This is a genomic window from Mycobacterium kubicae (assembly GCF_015689175.1).
Lineage (GTDB): Bacteria > Actinomycetota > Actinomycetes > Mycobacteriales > Mycobacteriaceae > Mycobacterium > Mycobacterium kubicae.
Window position 1 is genome coordinate 3,887,061 of record NZ_CP065047.1, and the last position, 15,093, is coordinate 3,902,153.

At 65.5% G+C, this 15,093-nt stretch carries 14 protein-coding genes and 2 tRNA genes; 3 read left to right on the forward strand and 13 right to left on the reverse strand.

Annotated features, from left to right (window positions below; translation table 11 throughout):
• Positions 1–341: 341 nt before the first annotated feature.
• The 4 genes from mobA to clpX all read right to left on the reverse strand — a co-directional run bounded on the left by mobA (position 342) and on the right by clpX (position 5,620).
• Complete coding sequence (gene mobA / locus I2456_RS18240; RefSeq protein ID WP_085073387.1) at positions 342–947, reverse strand: molybdenum cofactor guanylyltransferase; 606 nt, start codon at positions 945–947, stop codon at positions 342–344.
• 3 nt (positions 948–950) lie between these two features.
• Positions 951–2,042, reverse strand: a complete 1,092-nt coding sequence (locus tag I2456_RS18245; protein ID WP_068033566.1) for a 2-oxoacid:ferredoxin oxidoreductase subunit beta — start codon at positions 2,040–2,042, stop codon at positions 951–953.
• On the reverse strand, positions 2,039–3,994 hold the full coding sequence (locus tag I2456_RS18250; protein WP_139823072.1) for a 2-oxoacid:acceptor oxidoreductase subunit alpha: 1,956 nt from the start codon (positions 3,992–3,994) through the stop codon (positions 2,039–2,041). Before I2456_RS18250 ends, I2456_RS18245 begins: the two co-directional genes overlap by 4 nt.
• Before the next feature lie 345 nt (positions 3,995–4,339).
• Positions 4,340–5,620, reverse strand: coding sequence for an ATP-dependent Clp protease ATP-binding subunit ClpX (gene clpX / locus I2456_RS18255; RefSeq protein WP_067417265.1), 1,281 nt, complete (start codon positions 5,618–5,620; stop codon positions 4,340–4,342).
• Positions 5,621–5,877: 257 nt separating this feature from the next.
• On the opposite strand from clpX, the gene mmuM reads away from it, so the two are divergent.
• Positions 5,878–6,831 (forward strand): homocysteine S-methyltransferase, encoded by a 954-nt coding sequence (gene mmuM / locus I2456_RS18260; protein WP_085073389.1) that lies wholly within the window; start codon positions 5,878–5,880, stop codon positions 6,829–6,831.
• Here the strand turns inward: mmuM and I2456_RS18265 are convergent.
• The 5 genes from I2456_RS18265 to I2456_RS18285 form a co-directional block, all read right to left on the reverse strand.
• Complete coding sequence (locus tag I2456_RS18265; RefSeq protein WP_163703785.1) at positions 6,802–8,061, reverse strand: IS30 family transposase; 1,260 nt, start codon at positions 8,059–8,061, stop codon at positions 6,802–6,804. The genes mmuM and I2456_RS18265 overlap by 30 nt on opposite strands.
• Before the next feature lie 110 nt (positions 8,062–8,171).
• Positions 8,172–8,795, reverse strand: a complete 624-nt coding sequence (gene clpP2, locus I2456_RS18270; RefSeq protein WP_116645653.1) for an ATP-dependent CLP protease proteolytic subunit ClpP2 — start codon at positions 8,793–8,795, stop codon at positions 8,172–8,174.
• Positions 8,796–8,803: 8 nt separating this feature from the next.
• Positions 8,804–9,394, reverse strand: coding sequence for an ATP-dependent CLP protease proteolytic subunit ClpP1 (gene clpP1, locus I2456_RS18275; RefSeq protein ID WP_068032499.1), 591 nt, complete (start codon positions 9,392–9,394; stop codon positions 8,804–8,806).
• A 115-nt stretch (positions 9,395–9,509) separates the two neighbouring features.
• On the reverse strand, positions 9,510–10,991 hold the full coding sequence (gene tig, locus I2456_RS18280; RefSeq protein ID WP_085074731.1) for a trigger factor: 1,482 nt from the start codon (positions 10,989–10,991) through the stop codon (positions 9,510–9,512).
• 53 nt (positions 10,992–11,044) lie between these two features.
• A tRNA-Pro gene (locus I2456_RS18285) sits at positions 11,045–11,121 on the reverse strand.
• Positions 11,122–11,253: 132 nt separating this feature from the next.
• Here I2456_RS18285 and I2456_RS18290 point away from each other — a divergent pair.
• Together I2456_RS18290 and I2456_RS18295 are read left to right on the forward strand one after the other, a co-directional pair.
• A tRNA-Gly gene (locus tag I2456_RS18290) sits at positions 11,254–11,324 on the forward strand.
• A 32-nt stretch (positions 11,325–11,356) separates the two neighbouring features.
• Positions 11,357–12,544, forward strand: a complete 1,188-nt coding sequence (locus I2456_RS18295) for a serine hydrolase domain-containing protein (protein WP_085074732.1) — start codon at positions 11,357–11,359, stop codon at positions 12,542–12,544.
• A 51-nt stretch (positions 12,545–12,595) separates the two neighbouring features.
• On the opposite strand, the gene I2456_RS18300 is transcribed toward I2456_RS18295, so the two are convergent.
• From I2456_RS18300 to I2456_RS18315, 4 genes are all read right to left on the reverse strand, one after another.
• Positions 12,596–12,886 (reverse strand): Mtp family mycobacterial-type pilin, encoded by a 291-nt coding sequence (locus tag I2456_RS18300; RefSeq protein ID WP_241007755.1) that lies wholly within the window; start codon positions 12,884–12,886, stop codon positions 12,596–12,598.
• A 142-nt stretch (positions 12,887–13,028) separates the two neighbouring features.
• Positions 13,029–13,829: an Fpg/Nei family DNA glycosylase gene (locus I2456_RS18305; RefSeq protein ID WP_085074733.1), complete on the reverse strand. Its 801-nt coding sequence runs from the start codon at positions 13,827–13,829 to the stop codon at positions 13,029–13,031.
• Between the two features lie 21 nt (positions 13,830–13,850).
• Complete coding sequence (locus I2456_RS18310) at positions 13,851–14,330, reverse strand: ribose-5-phosphate isomerase (RefSeq protein ID WP_068032531.1); 480 nt, start codon at positions 14,328–14,330, stop codon at positions 13,851–13,853.
• Positions 14,331–14,381: 51 nt separating this feature from the next.
• Positions 14,382–14,993, reverse strand: coding sequence for an Rv2466c family mycothiol-dependent reductase (locus tag I2456_RS18315; RefSeq protein ID WP_068032513.1), 612 nt, complete (start codon positions 14,991–14,993; stop codon positions 14,382–14,384).
• Between the last annotated feature and the right edge of the window lie 100 nt (positions 14,994–15,093).

Sequence of the window (15,093 nt, forward strand, 5' to 3'; positions counted from 1 at the left end):
TTGGGTTGGGAGTTCCGACAGCACCGGGCCGGTCTGCTGGTCCGTCGCTGCAAGGGGGCACCGGACAATGGGCGCTCACCCTCGATTTCGCCGGTCAACCGTTCGCTAGAGGTTCGCTAGGGTCGAAATCCGGTGGGCGGCAACGGCAAAGTGCGGGGCCGATTCGCGGGACGGCACATTTGGATCGCTGCACCGTGAGGCGAGCCGAATTCGGCTGCTGCACCAATGAATAACGGATTGTAATGGTATGTCCAATACGGCCGGTGCGCTGAGTGACGATCAGAGAAATGCAGCGAGGCCCGGCATGTGCGCCGACGCAATTTGCCGCAGAGCGACGTGGGCTAGCGGCCGGGCTGTACCGGGGTTCGGAAGTCGTCCGGGGAGTTGATGTTGGCCAGTGGACGAGAATCGGATACCACGATCTGCTGTACGTCCGACGCTTCGATCAGGGCACGCATGGAGCGTTCCCCGGCGCTGACCAACGCCGCGACTCGCTCCGCGAGGTCGACCCGATACACCCCCGCCAAGTAGTGGCTGCGGCCGTCCCACGGCAACACCACTTCCGCGTTGGTCCTGGCCGCCAGGGCAGCCAGCTCATCGATCAATTCGCTTGTCAGATAAGGCATGTCGACAGCGCAGACGAATGCGAACCGGGCGCCGGCAGCGGCGGCCGCGCGCAGTCCACGGCCGGTGGCTGGCAACGGGCCCAGCCCGCGCAACTCGTCGCGCAGCACAGAGACCTGCAGCGCGGGCAACGGTTGCCCGGGGGCGGCTACCACGAAAACGGGTTCGCAGCGCTGCCCGACGACACCGACCACATGCTCGACCATCGTGGTGGTGCCGCCAGGCGCGGGCAGGGTGGCCTTGTCGCGTCGCATGCGCCGGGATTCCCCGCCCGCCAACACAACCCCGGCCAGTGAAACTGCGTCGGGCACGAGTTCAGCCATCCCTTACTCGACTGTCCAGGTGTCACGACCGCGCAGCAGCGACTGCAACGCGCCCGCGTCCGACGGCTTGGCCTCCTGGGCCGCGGCGACCTGAGAACGCGCAGCGTCGTCGTAAGTGGGCCGGTTGACGTGCCGGAAGATACCCAGCACGGTGTGCTCCAAATTCTGATCCGAGAGCCGCGACAACGCGAAAGCGTAGGCCGTGTCGTCGGCGTAGGCGTCGTGCACGACGATCTCCTCGGCGGCCACGTCGGCGGTCTTGGCGACGTCCAGGCCGAATCCCGACTTCACCACGCAGAATTCGTCGTTGGCGCCGAACACAATCGGCTCACCATGACGGACTTTGATCACCCGCTCTTCGGCGCCCTCTTTGCGCAGCGCGTCGAATGAGCCGTCGTTGAAGATCGGGCAGTCCTGCAGGATTTCGACGAGCGCGGCGCCGCGGTGCTCGGCCGCCGCGCGCAGCACCTCGGTCAGCCCGGCGCGGTCGGAGTCCAGAGCGCGGCCGACGAAGGTGGCCTCGGCGCCCAGGGCCAGCGAAACCGGGTTGAACGGGTGGTCCAGCGATCCCATCGGCGTCGACTTGGTGACCTTGCCGACCTCGGAGGTGGGTGAGTACTGACCCTTGGTGAGCCCGTAGATCCGGTTGTTGAACAGCAGGACGGTGATGTTGACGTTGCGGCGCATCGCGTGGATCAGGTGGTTGCCGCCGATGGACAAGGCGTCACCGTCACCGGTGACCACCCATACCGACAAGTCTTCGCGGGCCAGCGCCAGGCCCGTCGCGATTGCCGGTGCGCGACCGTGAATCGAGTGGAAGCCGTAGGTCTCGAGATAGTAGGGGAACCGGCTCGAGCACCCGATGCCGCTGACGAACACGATGTTCTCGCGTCGAAGTCCGAGCTCCGGCAAGAAGTTTCGGATGGTGTTCAAAATGACGTAGTCACCGCAACCCGGGCACCAACGCACTTCCTGATCGCTGGTGTAATCCTTGCCCTTCTGGGGCTGATCGGTGGTGGGCACCAGACCGTTTTTGGTCAAGTTCGCGGTCAATCCCAGGTCTGTGCCCGGTAGGTTGCCGATGAGGCTCGTCATGCGTCAGCTCCCGCTCCAACCGTGGCCGCCGACATCCGGGCGACCATCGTTTTGTCCTGCTCGACTTCGGCCAGTGTCCCGCCCAGCGCGGCCCGAATCACCCGGCCGATTTCGTCGGCCAGGAACGCCAGTCCCTGCACTTTGGTCACCGATTGCACGTTGACCAGGTACTTGCCCCGCAGCAACAGCGCCAGCTGGCCGAGGTTCATTTCCGGTGCCACCACTTGCGGGTAGCGCCGCAGCACGTCGCCCAGGTTCGCCGGGAAGGGGCTCAGGTGGCGCAGGTGGGCGTGGGCAACCTTAATGCCCTTGCGCCGCGCACGCCGGCAGGCTTCACCGATGGGCCCATAGGAGCTTCCCCATCCGATGATCAGCAACTCGGCGTCGGCGGTCGGGTCGTCGACCTCGAGGTCGGGAACCTTGATGCCGTCGATCTTGGCCTGCCGCAACCGAACCATGAGGTCGTGGTTGACGGGCTCATAGGAGATGGCGCCGGAGCCGTTGGCCGCTTCCAGCCCACCGATGCGGTGCTCGAGGCCCGGCGTGCCCGGAACGGCGAACTGGCGGGCCAGCGTTTCGGGGTCACGTGCGTAGGGCTGGAAAGGTTCGTCGGGTTTGGCGAACGTGTGCTTGATCGGTTCCAGGGTGCTGATGTCGGGGATGCGCCACGGCTCGGAGCCGTTGGCGATGGCGCCGTCGGACAACAGCACCACCGGGGTGTGGTAGGAGACGGCGATGCGTACCGCCTCGATGGCCGTCGTGAAGCAGTCCGAGGGCGAGCGCGGCGCGAGCACCGCGACCGGCGACTCCCCGTTGCGGCCATACAGCGCTTGCAGCAGGTCGGCCTGCTCGGTTTTGGTCGGTAATCCCGTTGAGGGACCGCCTCGTTGGACGTCGATGACCAGCAGCGGCAATTCCGTCATGACGCCGAGGCCCAACGCTTCGGCCTTCAGCGACAAGCCCGGGCCGGAGGTGCTGGTGACACCAAGTGCCCCACCGTAAGACGCACCCAACGCCGCGCAGATGCCGCCGATCTCGTCCTCGGCCTGGAAGGTGAGGACGTTGAAGTTCTTGTGCTTGGACAGCTCATGCAGGATGTCCGACGCCGGTGTGATCGGGTAACTGCCCAGCACGACAGGGATGCCGGCCAGCTGGCCGGCGGCGACAATGCCGTAGGCAAGGGCGGTGTTGCCCGAGATCTGCCGGTACTCACCGGCCGGCAGCGACGCCTTGGAAACCTCGTAGGTGGTCCCGAAGGCTTCGGTGGTCTCGCCGTAGTTCCATCCTGCCTTGAGCGCCAGGACGTTGGCCTCGGCGACGTCGGGTTTGCGGGCAAACTTTTCCCGGATGAACTTCTCGCTGGCCTCGATGGGACGCCCGTACATCCACGACAGCAGCCCCAGGGCGAACATGTTCTTGGCGCGCTGACCGTCTTTCTTCGACGCGCCAATGGATTCCACCGCGCCCAACGTCAGGGCGGTCATCGGGACGGCGTGGACGACGTACTCGTCCAGCTCCTCCGAATCGAGTGGGTTGGTGACGTAGCCGACTTTGGTCAGGTTCCGTTTGGTGAATTCGTCGGAGTTCGCGATGACCATTCCGCCCCGCGGCAGATCTCCGATATTGGCCTTCAGTGCCGCCGGGTTCATGGCGACCAGGACGTCGGGCCGGTCCCCGGCGGTCAGGATGTCGTAGTCGGCGATCTGAATCTGGAAGGACGAGACACCGGGCAAGGTGCCTGCGGGCGCCCGGATTTCGGCGGGATAATTCGGCTGAGTCGCCAGGTCGTTACCAAAGAGTGCGGCCTCGGAGGTGAATCGGTCACCGGTGAGCTGCATGCCGTCGCCGGAGTCCCCCGCGAAACGGATGACCACATTTTCCAGACGCTGACGAGCGGACCCGGCAGCTCCGTTCTGAGACTCTGCCCCGGCTCCGTTGCCGTTCGGATCCACGTCTCCGCCCTCCACTGATAACCGGACAGGCACTCCGTGCGTCTTTTAGGTTACGCGCCGTCGGAGTGACTTCCCCAGAAGCTCACGATTTGTGTCACTGCCGGTATCAATTATGGCATTACTTTAAGGATTACCTCGCCGCCTCTGGGCGCCCCCGCTGGCACGGCTAGCCGGCGAAAGGCCACGTCAGCGCCCTGCCGGAGGGCAGAACATCAACAAACTGTAATCTTGGTCACTTCATTTGATCATGGAGTCGTTAGACACACCCACGGTCGCGCGGCGCCTGCTAGAACACGTTCTAATTTGGCGCGCTCCCCGGCCCCCAAGTGGGCGCGGTCAGTGCCGCTAGGCGGTCTTGTCGCGCCGTTCGGAGCGCGACGGCTTGCGCGGCACGATGGTGGGCAGGACGTTGTCCTCCACGGTCTCCTTGGTCACCACGACCTTGGCGACGTCGTCGCGGCTCGGGATGTCGTACATCACCGGCAGCAAGACCTCTTCCATGATCGCCCGCAAGCCTCGGGCACCGGTGCCGCGGTGGATCGCCTGGTCGGCGATGGCTTCCAGCGCGTCGTCGGTGAATTCCAATTCGACGCCGTCCATCTCGAACAGGCGCACGTATTGCTTGACCAGAGCGTTCTTCGGCTCGGACAAGATCTTGACCAACGATTCCTTGTCCAGGTTGGTGACCGATGCGACCACGGGCAGGCGGCCGATGAACTCCGGGATCAAGCCGAACTTGATCAGGTCTTCGGGCATCACTTCGGCGAAGTGGTCGGTGGTGTCGATCTCGGCCTTCGAGCGCACCTCGGCGCCGAAGCCCAAGCCCCGCTTGCCCACTCGCTCGTAGATGATCTTCTCGAGCCCGGCGAAGGCACCGGCGACGATGAACAACACGTTGGTGGTGTCGATCTGGATGAATTCCTGGTGCGGGTGCTTGCGGCCACCCTGCGGCGGAACCGACGCTTGGGTGCCCTCCAGGATTTTCAGCAAGGCCTGCTGTACGCCCTCGCCGGACACGTCGCGGGTGATCGACGGGTTCTCGCTCTTACGCGCGATCTTGTCGACCTCGTCGATGTAGATGATGCCGGTCTCGGCCCGCTTGACGTCGTAGTCGGCGGCCTGGATCAGCTTGAGCAGAATGTTCTCGACGTCCTCGCCGACGTAGCCGGCCTCGGTCAGCGCGGTGGCGTCGGCGATCGCGAACGGCACGTTGAGCATCTTGGCCAGCGTCTGGGCCAGGTAGGTCTTACCGCAGCCGGTGGGCCCGAGCATCAGGATGTTGGACTTGGTCAGCTCGACCGGCTCCGAGCGCGAGTCGCGGCCCTTCTCGCCGGCCTGGATTCGCTTGTAGTGGTTGTAGACAGCGACCGCGAGGGTGCGCTTGGCGGTGTCTTGACCGATGACGTAACCCTCGAGGAATTCGCGAATCTCGACCGGCTTGGGCAGCTCGTCGAGCTTCACGTCGTCGGCGTCGGCAAGTTCCTCTTCGATGATCTCGTTGCAGAGGTCGATGCATTCATCACAGATGTAGACCCCGGGACCTGCGATGAGCTTTTTGACTTGCTTTTGACTCTTGCCACAAAACGAGCACTTCAGCAGGTCACCGCCGTCTCCGATGCGCGCCATGATCCTTTCGGGCCTACTTCCTATTTCGCCGTTAGTCTGATGTGCCGCGTGTAATCCCCGACGCTACCCGCTTGCTCTGGCCCACCGCGACCGTTAGCGCCGAATAGCGTGTTTGGTATTCATGCCGCTCGTGCTGATGAACATATCCCGACGGCGCCCGTCCCTCGTCGAGACGCGCAATCCGTGTCTCTGGCGTGTCGCGGTCGTAACGTCATTGACGTCCGTCTGTCCCCCAGCAATCACCATACAGTGGCCAAATGGCGGTAATGCTGGATTCGCTGCTGATCAGCGACGGCGGCCTGGCCACCGAACTGGAGGCACGTGGAAACGACCTGTCCGACCCGTTGTGGTCGGCGCGGTTGTTGCTCGACGCGCCACAGGAGATCGCCGCCGTGCATGCGGCCTACTTTCGCGCCGGAGCCAGCGTGGCGACTACCGCCAGCTACCAAGCCTCCTTCGACGGGTTGGCAGCACGCGGCGTCGACCGTGACGATGCTGTTGCGCTGCTGCACCGCAGTGTGCGGTTGGCCGGCGACGCTCGCGACGCGGCGGGCCGGGACGGGCTGTGGGTCGCGGCGTCGGTGGGGCCTTACGGGGCCGCGCTCGCCGATGGGTCCGAATACCGCGGCCGCTACGGACTTTCGATCTCCGCGTTGACCGAATGGCACCGGCCGCGCATGGAGGTCTTGGCCGGCGCCGGCGCCGATGTGCTGGCCTTGGAGACGATCCCCGACGTCGACGAAGCCCACGCGCTGGTGACCGTCGTGCGCGAGCTCGGCGTGCCGGCGTGGCTGAGCTACACGATCAGCGGAACCCGGACCCGGGCCGGCCAGCCGCTTGCCGAGGCCTTCGCGGTGGCCGCCGAGGTGCCCGAGATCGTCGCGGTCGGGGTCAACTGCTGCGCACCCGACGACGTACTACCGGCGATCGCTGCGGCGAGCGCCGTCGGCAAGCCGGTGATCGTCTACCCCAACAGTGGTGAGCGTTGGGACGTGCGCCGACGCGCCTGGGTGGGGCCGTCGCGGTTCTCCGCCGGGCTCGCGGCGCAGTGGGTCGCCGCGGGGGCACGCATCGTCGGCGGCTGCTGTCGCGTCGGTCCCGCCGCCATCGCGGAGTTGGCGACGCAGCTCTTACCCTCGTGCGGCGAGCCTGAAGATTCGCCGGACAAGTTCGAGGCGGATTCAAGGTTTGCTTGCAACAGTGGCTGTTGACGCGCTCGACAGTAGCCGATCGAGCATCTTGGCGGGGCTGTCCCAGTCGAATCGCTTTCGTGGCCGGTTGTTGAGTTCGGCAGCAACCTCGTCGAGGTAGGCAGCTGAGTGGATTGATAAGTCGGTGCCCTTCGGAAAGTATTGGCGCAAGAGGCCGTTGGTGTTTTCGTTGCTGCCGCGTTGCCAGGGTGAATGTGGGTCGCAGAAGTAGATGTCGAGGTCAGCGGCAAGGCTGATACGGCCGTGAGCGGCCATTTCGTGGCCTTGATCCCAGGTTAGGGTCTTCCACAGATCTCGTGGCAGGACTTGGATTTTGGCGATCATGGCCTCGGCGACCACATCGGCCTGGCGGCTAGCGGGTAGGTGCAGCAGCTGCACGAATCCAGTGGAGCGCTCGACTAGGGTGCCTATCTGAGAGGCCTGGTTCTTGCCGATGATGAGGTCTCCCTCCCAATGCCCAGGTACGGCGCGGTCGGCGGCCTCGGCGGGGCGCTCGCTGATGTTGACCATGCCCGGAATGCGGCTGCGACCATCTCCTGCGCGAGCTCTCTTACGGGGTCGACGCAGCGCGCGCCCGGTGCGCAGGCAGGTGACCAGATCGCGGCGTAACTCACCGCGTCCTTGCACGTAAAGCGCTCGGTAGATGGTCTCGTGGGACACGTGCATCTCCGGGCTGTCGGGATAGGTCTTGGCTAGCTCGCCGGCGATCTGCTCCGGGCTGTATTTCTTAGTCAACAATGCCTGCACCTTGCCGGCCAACTGCGGGCAGCGGGTCAGCTTGCCGGCCTTCGGGCGGCGCGCCCGTTCCTCGCTCCGGCGTTGAGCGATCCGCGCCGAATACCCCGACGTGGCATCCCACCCGCACTGGCGGGCCCCGAACCGATACTTAGCCCGATAGCGACCGGTCAGACCGCGAGCAGCGCCGTTTCGGTCAATCTCGCGCATGACCGTTGACGGCGCCCGCTTCAATCGATGAGCGATCAAGCGAATCGACTCACCTCGTGAGGTGCCGATCATGATCTGTTCGCGCTCCTCAGGCGACAGCCGCGGACGCTTGCGCCCCTGTGGCGCTTGCAGTTGTGGATTCACGCCACCAAATCTGCAAAACCATCTCCAGCCGCAGCTTCCAGACACGCCGACAGCAACACCGGCATCCTCTGAAGACCATCCCGCAGCGATCAACTCCCAGAACCGACGCCGAGCCGATAACCCCTGCCATTGGCGCGTCACCGAACACTCCTTACTACGAAGTGTTGCAATTACCCCCTGAACCCAAGCGAGTAGACGCCTGCAGGATTGCAGGCTCGGCGACGAGCGGGCGACACCCGTCACCAAACCCGTCAGACGGTCTGGGCGGACAGCTTCCGGTACTCGAGGACGGTGTCGATGATCCCGTAGTCCTTGGCCTCTTCGGCGGTCAGGATCTTGTCGCGGTCGGTGTCCTTGCGGATGACCGAGGGCTCCTTGTTGGTGTGGCGAGCCAGGGTGGTCTCCATCAGCGTGCGCATCCGCTCGATTTCGGCGGCCTGGATCTCCAGGTCGGAGAACTGGCCCTGGATGACCCCGGACAGCGACGGCTGGTGGATGAGCACCCGCGCGTTGGGCAGCGCCATGCGCTTGCCGGGGGTGCCGGCGGCCAGCAGCACCGCGGCCGCCGAGGCAGCCTGGCCCAGGCACACCGTCTGAATGTCGGCGCGCACGTATTGCATGGTGTCGTAGATGGCCATCAGCGAGGTGAAGCCGCCGCCCGGTGAGTTGATGTACATGGTGATGTCGCGGTCGGGATCCAGCGACTCCAGCACCAGCAGCTGCGCCATGATGTCGTTCGCCGACGCGTCGTCGACCTGGACACCGAGGAAGATGATGCGTTCCTCGAACAGCTTGTTGTACGGGTTGGACTCTTTGACGCCGAAGCTGGAGTGCTCGATGAACGACGGCAGGATGTAGCGCGCCTGAGGCTGCATTTCGGGGTTCACTGGGCTTCTCCATTGCTGATGTGTGCGGCGCGGGTGATGATGTGGTCGACGAAGCCGTATTCCAGGGCTTCCTGGGAGGTGAACCACCGGTCGCGGTCGGAATCGGCCTCGATGCGTTCGATCGGCTGGCCGGTGAATTCGGCGTTGAGCCGGAACATTTCCTTCTTGATGACGGCGAACTGCTCGGCCTGGATGGCGATGTCGGCCGCGCTGCCGGTCACGCCGCCCAGCGGCTGGTGCATCAGGATGCGGGCGTGCGGCAAGGCGTAGCGCTTGCCCTTGGTACCGGCTGCCAACAGGAACTCACCCATCGACGCGGCCATGCCCATTGCGTAGGTGGCGACGTCGCAGGGCGCCAGCACCATGGTGTCGTAGATCGCCATCCCGGCGCTGATCGAGCCGCCCGGTGAGTTGATGTACAGCGAGATGTCCTTGTCCGCGTCTTCTGCCGCGAGCAACAGGATCTGTGCGCACAGCCGATTGGCGACCTCGTCGTTCACCTCGGAACCCAGGAAGATGATGCGCTCGGCCAGCAAGCGCTCATAGACCGAGTCCGTGAGGTTGAGGCCCAACGAGTTCGAACGCATGTCAGTCACGACTGGGTTACCTGCTTTCTCGAGTTCTTCTATGCCCGACCCTAACCAACCGAGCCCGGCGTTTCCCGCTCCCGCACCCCGGAAAAGGGCGCGTTCGCTCACAGCGTCACGACTTGGCGTCGTCGGCCTCTTCCGCCTGGGGTTCGGCCGCCTCGTCCGCCGCGTCCAATTCGTCGTCGGCGTCGTCCGAATCCTCGTCGACCTCGTCGACCTCGTCGACCTCGTCGGCGTCATCGAGCGAGTCGGCGAGCTCGTCGGACTCGGCCGAACGGTCGCCGAAGAACTCGCTGACGTCGATCGGGTTGCCATCGGTGTCGGTGACGGTGGCCTTGCGCACCACCGCAGCCACGGCCAGCCCACGACGCACGTCGGCGAACATCGCGGCGAGCTGGTTGTTCTCCTGCAGATAGGCGAACAGCTGCTGCGGCTCGATGCCGTACTGCCGGGAGGTCAGCACCAGCCGCTCGGTCAGGTCTTCTTGGCTCACCTCGAGGTCGAGCTCGTCGGCGATGGCATCCAGCAGCAGCTGACGTTTGACATTGTTCTCCGCGGCGCTGCGCGCCTCGGCGTCGAACTCCGCACGAGAGGAGCCCTGCTGAGCCAACACTTCGGCGAACTTGGCTTCGTCGTGGTCGAGCCCACGCATCGCGGTGTGCAGCGTCTCGTCGATCTGGGACCGGACGATGGCTTCGGGCAACGGCACATCGACCCGCTCGACGAGGGCGTCGAGGGTGGCGTTGCGGATCTGCTCGGCCTGCTGGGTGCGCTTGGCGTTGCGCACCTGGTCGCGCAGGTTTTCCCGCAGCTCCTCGATGGTGTCGAATTCACTGGCCAGCTGGGCGAACTCGTCGTCGGGCTCGGGAAGCTCCCGCTCCTTGATGGACCTGACGGTGACGGTGACCTCGGCCTCGCGACCGGCATGCTCGCCGGTTGCCAGCTTGGCGGTGAACACCTTGGACTCGTCGACGGACAGTCCCACCACCGCGTCGTCCAGGCCTGCGATGAGCCGGCCGGAGCCGACCTCGTGGGACAGCCCCTCGGCCGAAGCCGCCGGCACGTCCTCACCGTCGACCGTCGCCGACAGGTCGATGGAGATGAAGTCACCGGTCTGCACCGGCCGGTCGACTCCGGTCAGGGTGCCAAACCGGGCCCGTAGGGACTGCAACTCGGCGTCGACGTCTTCGTCGGTCACCTCGATGGGATCGACCGAGACCGCCAGTCCGTCCAGATCGGGCAGCTCCAATTTCGGCCGCACGTCGACCTCGGCAAAGAACTCCAGATCCTGGCCGAGTTCCTTCTTTGTCACCTGGATGTTCGGCCGGCCGATCGGCTGCACGTCGGACTCCGTCACCGCCTGTCCGTACCGGCTGGGCAACGCTTCCTCGATGACCTGGTCCAGCAACGCTTCCCGGCCGAATCGCGCCTCGAGCAGCCGCGCCGGCGCCTTGCCGGGCCGGAAGCCGGGCAGCCGCACCTGCTTGGCCAGCTCCTTGTACGCGCGCTGGAAGTCGGGTTCGAGCTCGGTGAAGGGCACCTCCACGTTGATGCGCACCCGGGTCGGGCTCAACTGTTTGACGGTGCTCTTCACGGGTGTGCTCCTCGATGTGATCGTTGCGGTGTCCGGCGCTGATTTGGTCGGGCTGGTCGGGGTGACAGGATTTGAACCTGCGGCCTTCCGCTCCCAAAGCGGATGCGCTACCAAGCTGCGCTACACCCCGCGCTGACCTCGCGATCCTACGGCCCGGTGCCGCCAGCGTCGCACCGACCTAGGACCTCACGGAGCGGTCACGGGGTTGCGTCGATTAGATTTGATCTGCGCCACCACGTACAGTCTCGCTCGACGAACACAGGCGGGCGTAGCTCAATGGTAGAGCCCTAGTCTTCCAAACTAGCTACGCGGGTTCGATTCCCGTCGCCCGCTCGAGCTCACGATTGCTCCCCAGGAAAGGCGCCATGAGCGACGTCGAAATACACGGCTCATGCGCTTCGCGCTTCGCCAGAGTCCGCGACGCGTTCGAGCGCAATTTTGCGCTGCGCAACGAGGTCGGCGCGGCTGTCGCGGTATGGGTCGACGGCGATCTCGTCGTCAATCTGTGGGGTGGATCCGCTGACGCGGCCGGCACCCGGTCATGGCGGGAAAACACGCTGACCACCGTCCTCTCCGGCACCAAGGGCCTGACCGCCACCTGCGTGCATCAGTTGGTCGACCGCGGTGAGCTAGATCTGAATGCCCCGGTGTCGCGGTATTGGCCCGAATTCGGCCAGGCCGGCAAGCAGGACATCACCATCGGCATGGTGATGAGCCACCGCTCGGGTGTCATCGGGCCGAACAAGCGGATGACCTGGCAGCAGGTCGCCGACTGGGACTACGTCTGCGACCAACTGGCGATCGCCGAACCGTGGTGGAAGCCGGGTACCGCCCAGGGCTACCACATGACCACCTTCGGCTTCATCCTCGGCGAGGTGTTCCGCCGCGTCACCGGCCGCACCGTCGGCCAGTATCTGCGCACCGAGATCGCCGAACCGATCGGCGCCGACGTCCACATCGGGCTGTCCCGGTCCGAACAACGCCGCTGTGCGGAGCGGGTGAACAAGCCGCATGCCCGTGACCTGCTGGCCGAGGTCCAAGCTCCCGGCTACCCCACCCGCATCGACGAACACCCCAAGGCGGCGCTGTCCATTTCGATGGGATTCGCCCCCGACGACGAACTCGGCTCACACGACCTGCAGTTGTGGCGGGAGCTGGAGTTCCCCGGGACCAACGGGCAGGTGTCGGCGCTGGGTCTGGCGACGTTCTACAACGCCTTGGCTCAGGAGAAGTTGCTCAGCCCCGAGCACATGGACCTGGTCCGCGTCTCGCAGGGCGGCTTCGACACCGACCTGGTGCTCGGGCCGCGAGTTGCCGACCACGGTTGGGGGCTGGGCTACATGCTCAACCAGCGCGGCACCAACGGCCCCAACCGGCGCATCTTCGGCCACGGCGGGCTCGGCGGCTCGTTCGGGTTCGTCGACCTCGAGCACCGGATCGGCTACGGCTACGTGATGAACCGATTCGACGCCAGCAAGGCCAACGCCGACCCGCGCAGTGTCGCGCTCAGCAACGAGGTCTACGCGGCCCTCGGCGTCGACGTTTCACGCTGACGCTCTCGCCCCGCCGACCCGCGGCAGGGCGAGAGTCGTTCCCCCTATGGATCAGCGGTGGTCGTCATGCCAGCCGGGGCCACCCGGTCCCCCGGGGCCGCCAGGTCCGCCGGGCCCGCCCGGCCCCCATCCCGGTCCGCCCGGTCCGCCTGGGCCGCGGCCGAATTCGGGATGCGGGTTGGGTCCTCCGCCGCGCCAGTTGTCGTGGCACCCGTTCCAGTCCCAGTTGTCGCCCCAGCCCGGGTCCCAGAAGTCACCGGGGCACCACTGCGGGAAAGGTCCCGGCTGGGCCTGCGCCTCAGTCGCGACCCCCAGGCCTGCCAGTCCCAGTCCGACGATCATGGCGAAAGTCGATGCAGCCAAACGCGATGAAATTTTCATAGGTCTTAGATGTACCGGGCGAGCCTGAGCTCAAACTGAAGACGGAGCAAGTGTTCCTGCCAATGTGCTGTCAGAACGCTGGGACCGCCGGAGAAAACGGGTGTCAACGTTGGCAGACCGGGCACCAGAACACGTTGCGGCCGTCCAGCACGTTGGTGCGGATGGTTTCGCCGCAGATCCGGCACGCCTCCCCAGCCCGGCGGTATACGTAGGTGCGGGGCCGTCCCGGCGCGTACGACGGAGCGCCGTGGTCGTGTTCGGGAGCGACGACGATGATCTTGCCGCGACGCAAGCCGACTTTCATCAGCGCCACCAGATCGGTCCATGCGGCGTCGAACTCCGCTTCGGAGATGTGTTGACCGGCGCGGTACGGGTCGATGCGGTGGCGGAACAGCAACTCGTTGCGGTAGACGTTGCCGACGCCGGCGATGACCGTCTGGTCCATCAGGAGGGCACCAATGGGTCTGCGCGACTTCCTGATTCGCGTCCAAGGCCAGGCCGGGTCGGCATCGGCGCGCAGCGGATCAGGGCCCAGCCGGGCCAGCACGGCGTCGACCTGGCTTTCGTCGAGCACTTCACACACCGTCGGGCCGCGCAAGTCGGTGCCGTATCCGGCGCCGACCATGCGCATCCGGACCTGTCCGACCGGTTCTGGAAGGGGTTGGCCCGCAACGTGTTCCCATTCGGTGAAGGCGCCGTAGAGCCCCAGATGCACATGCACGATCGGACCGCCGGCGTAGTGATGGAACAGATGCTTGCCCCAGGCGCTGGTGCGTTTCAGGACGCTGCCGTTGACCACGTCGGCGTCAAACCTGCCCTGCGGACTGGACACGGCGACAGGTTTGCCGGCGTACCGGCGCTGGTGCAGCCTGGCCAGCCGATGCAGCGTATGCCCTTCGGGCACGGAGGGTTCTCGTTTCTGGGCTCAGCCGGGGACGCCGGGCACCGGCGGTGCTTGGTGGGTGCGTTCGTATTCGGCGAGAATGTCGATACGCCGTTGGTGGCGTTCGACATTCGACCACGGGGTGGTCAAGAAGGCGTCGACGATGGCCAGCGCCTCTTCAAGGGTGTGCATGCGTCCGCCGATCCCGATCAGCTGAGCGTTATTGTGCTGGCGCGCCAGCGAGGCGGTCTCCACACTCCACGCCAGGGCGCACCGCGCGCCAGGCACTTTGTTGGCGGCGATCTGCTCGCCATTGCCCGAGCCGCCCAGCACGATGCCCAGGCTGTCGGGATCGGCCACCGTGCGCGTCGCGGCGGCGATGCAGAACGCCGGGTAGTCATCCTCGGCGTCGTAGCCGAACGCGCCGCAATCGATCGGCTCGTGGCCGCCTTGCTCTAGGTGCGCGATGATCTGCTGCTTGAGTTCGAAACCGGCATGGTCAGACCCCAGATAGACGCGCATGCCCGACATTCTGCACGATGCCGGCCGCGACGCCCGCGGGCGCCGGTGCGGCTAGTCGAATTGCGGGCCCTCGGTGCGGGTTCGCTTGAGTTCGAAGAAGTGCGGATAGGACGCGAACGTCACCGAAGCGTCCCACAGCTTGCCCGCCTCTTCACCGCGCGGGATGCGGGAGAGGACCGGCCCGAAGAACGCCACACCGTTGATGTGGATGGTCGGGGTTCCGACGTCGTCGCCGACCGCGTCCATCCCGGCGTGGTGGCTTTCCCGCAGGGCCGCGTCGTAGGCGTCGCTGGTGGCGGCCTCGGCCAATTCGGCCGGCAGGCCCGCGTCGGCGAGGGATCCCTTGATGACGTCCTCGAGGTCCTTGTTGCCCTGGTTGTGGATCCGGGTGCCCATCGCGGTGTAGAGCGGGTCGAGCACTTTGGCGCCGTGCTGTTGTTCGGCGGCGATTGCGACCCGCACCGGACCCCAGGCCTTGGCCAGGTTCTCGCGGTACTGCTCCGGCAGGTCTTCTCGGTGTTCGTTGAGCACCGCAAGGCTCATCACGTGGAATTGCACTTCGATGTCGCGCACCTTCTCGACCTCGAGAATCCAGCGCGAGGTGATCCAGCACCACGGGCACAGCGGGTCGAACCAGAAACCGGCGACAGCTTTCTCGGGCATAGTGCGGTCCTCTCTAGCGAGTCAGGGATAGCCGCTCAACACAACCGTAGCCGCGCGGTAACTGTTCCCCGCCGAGACGCTGTCCTGCCCGGCGCCGTCA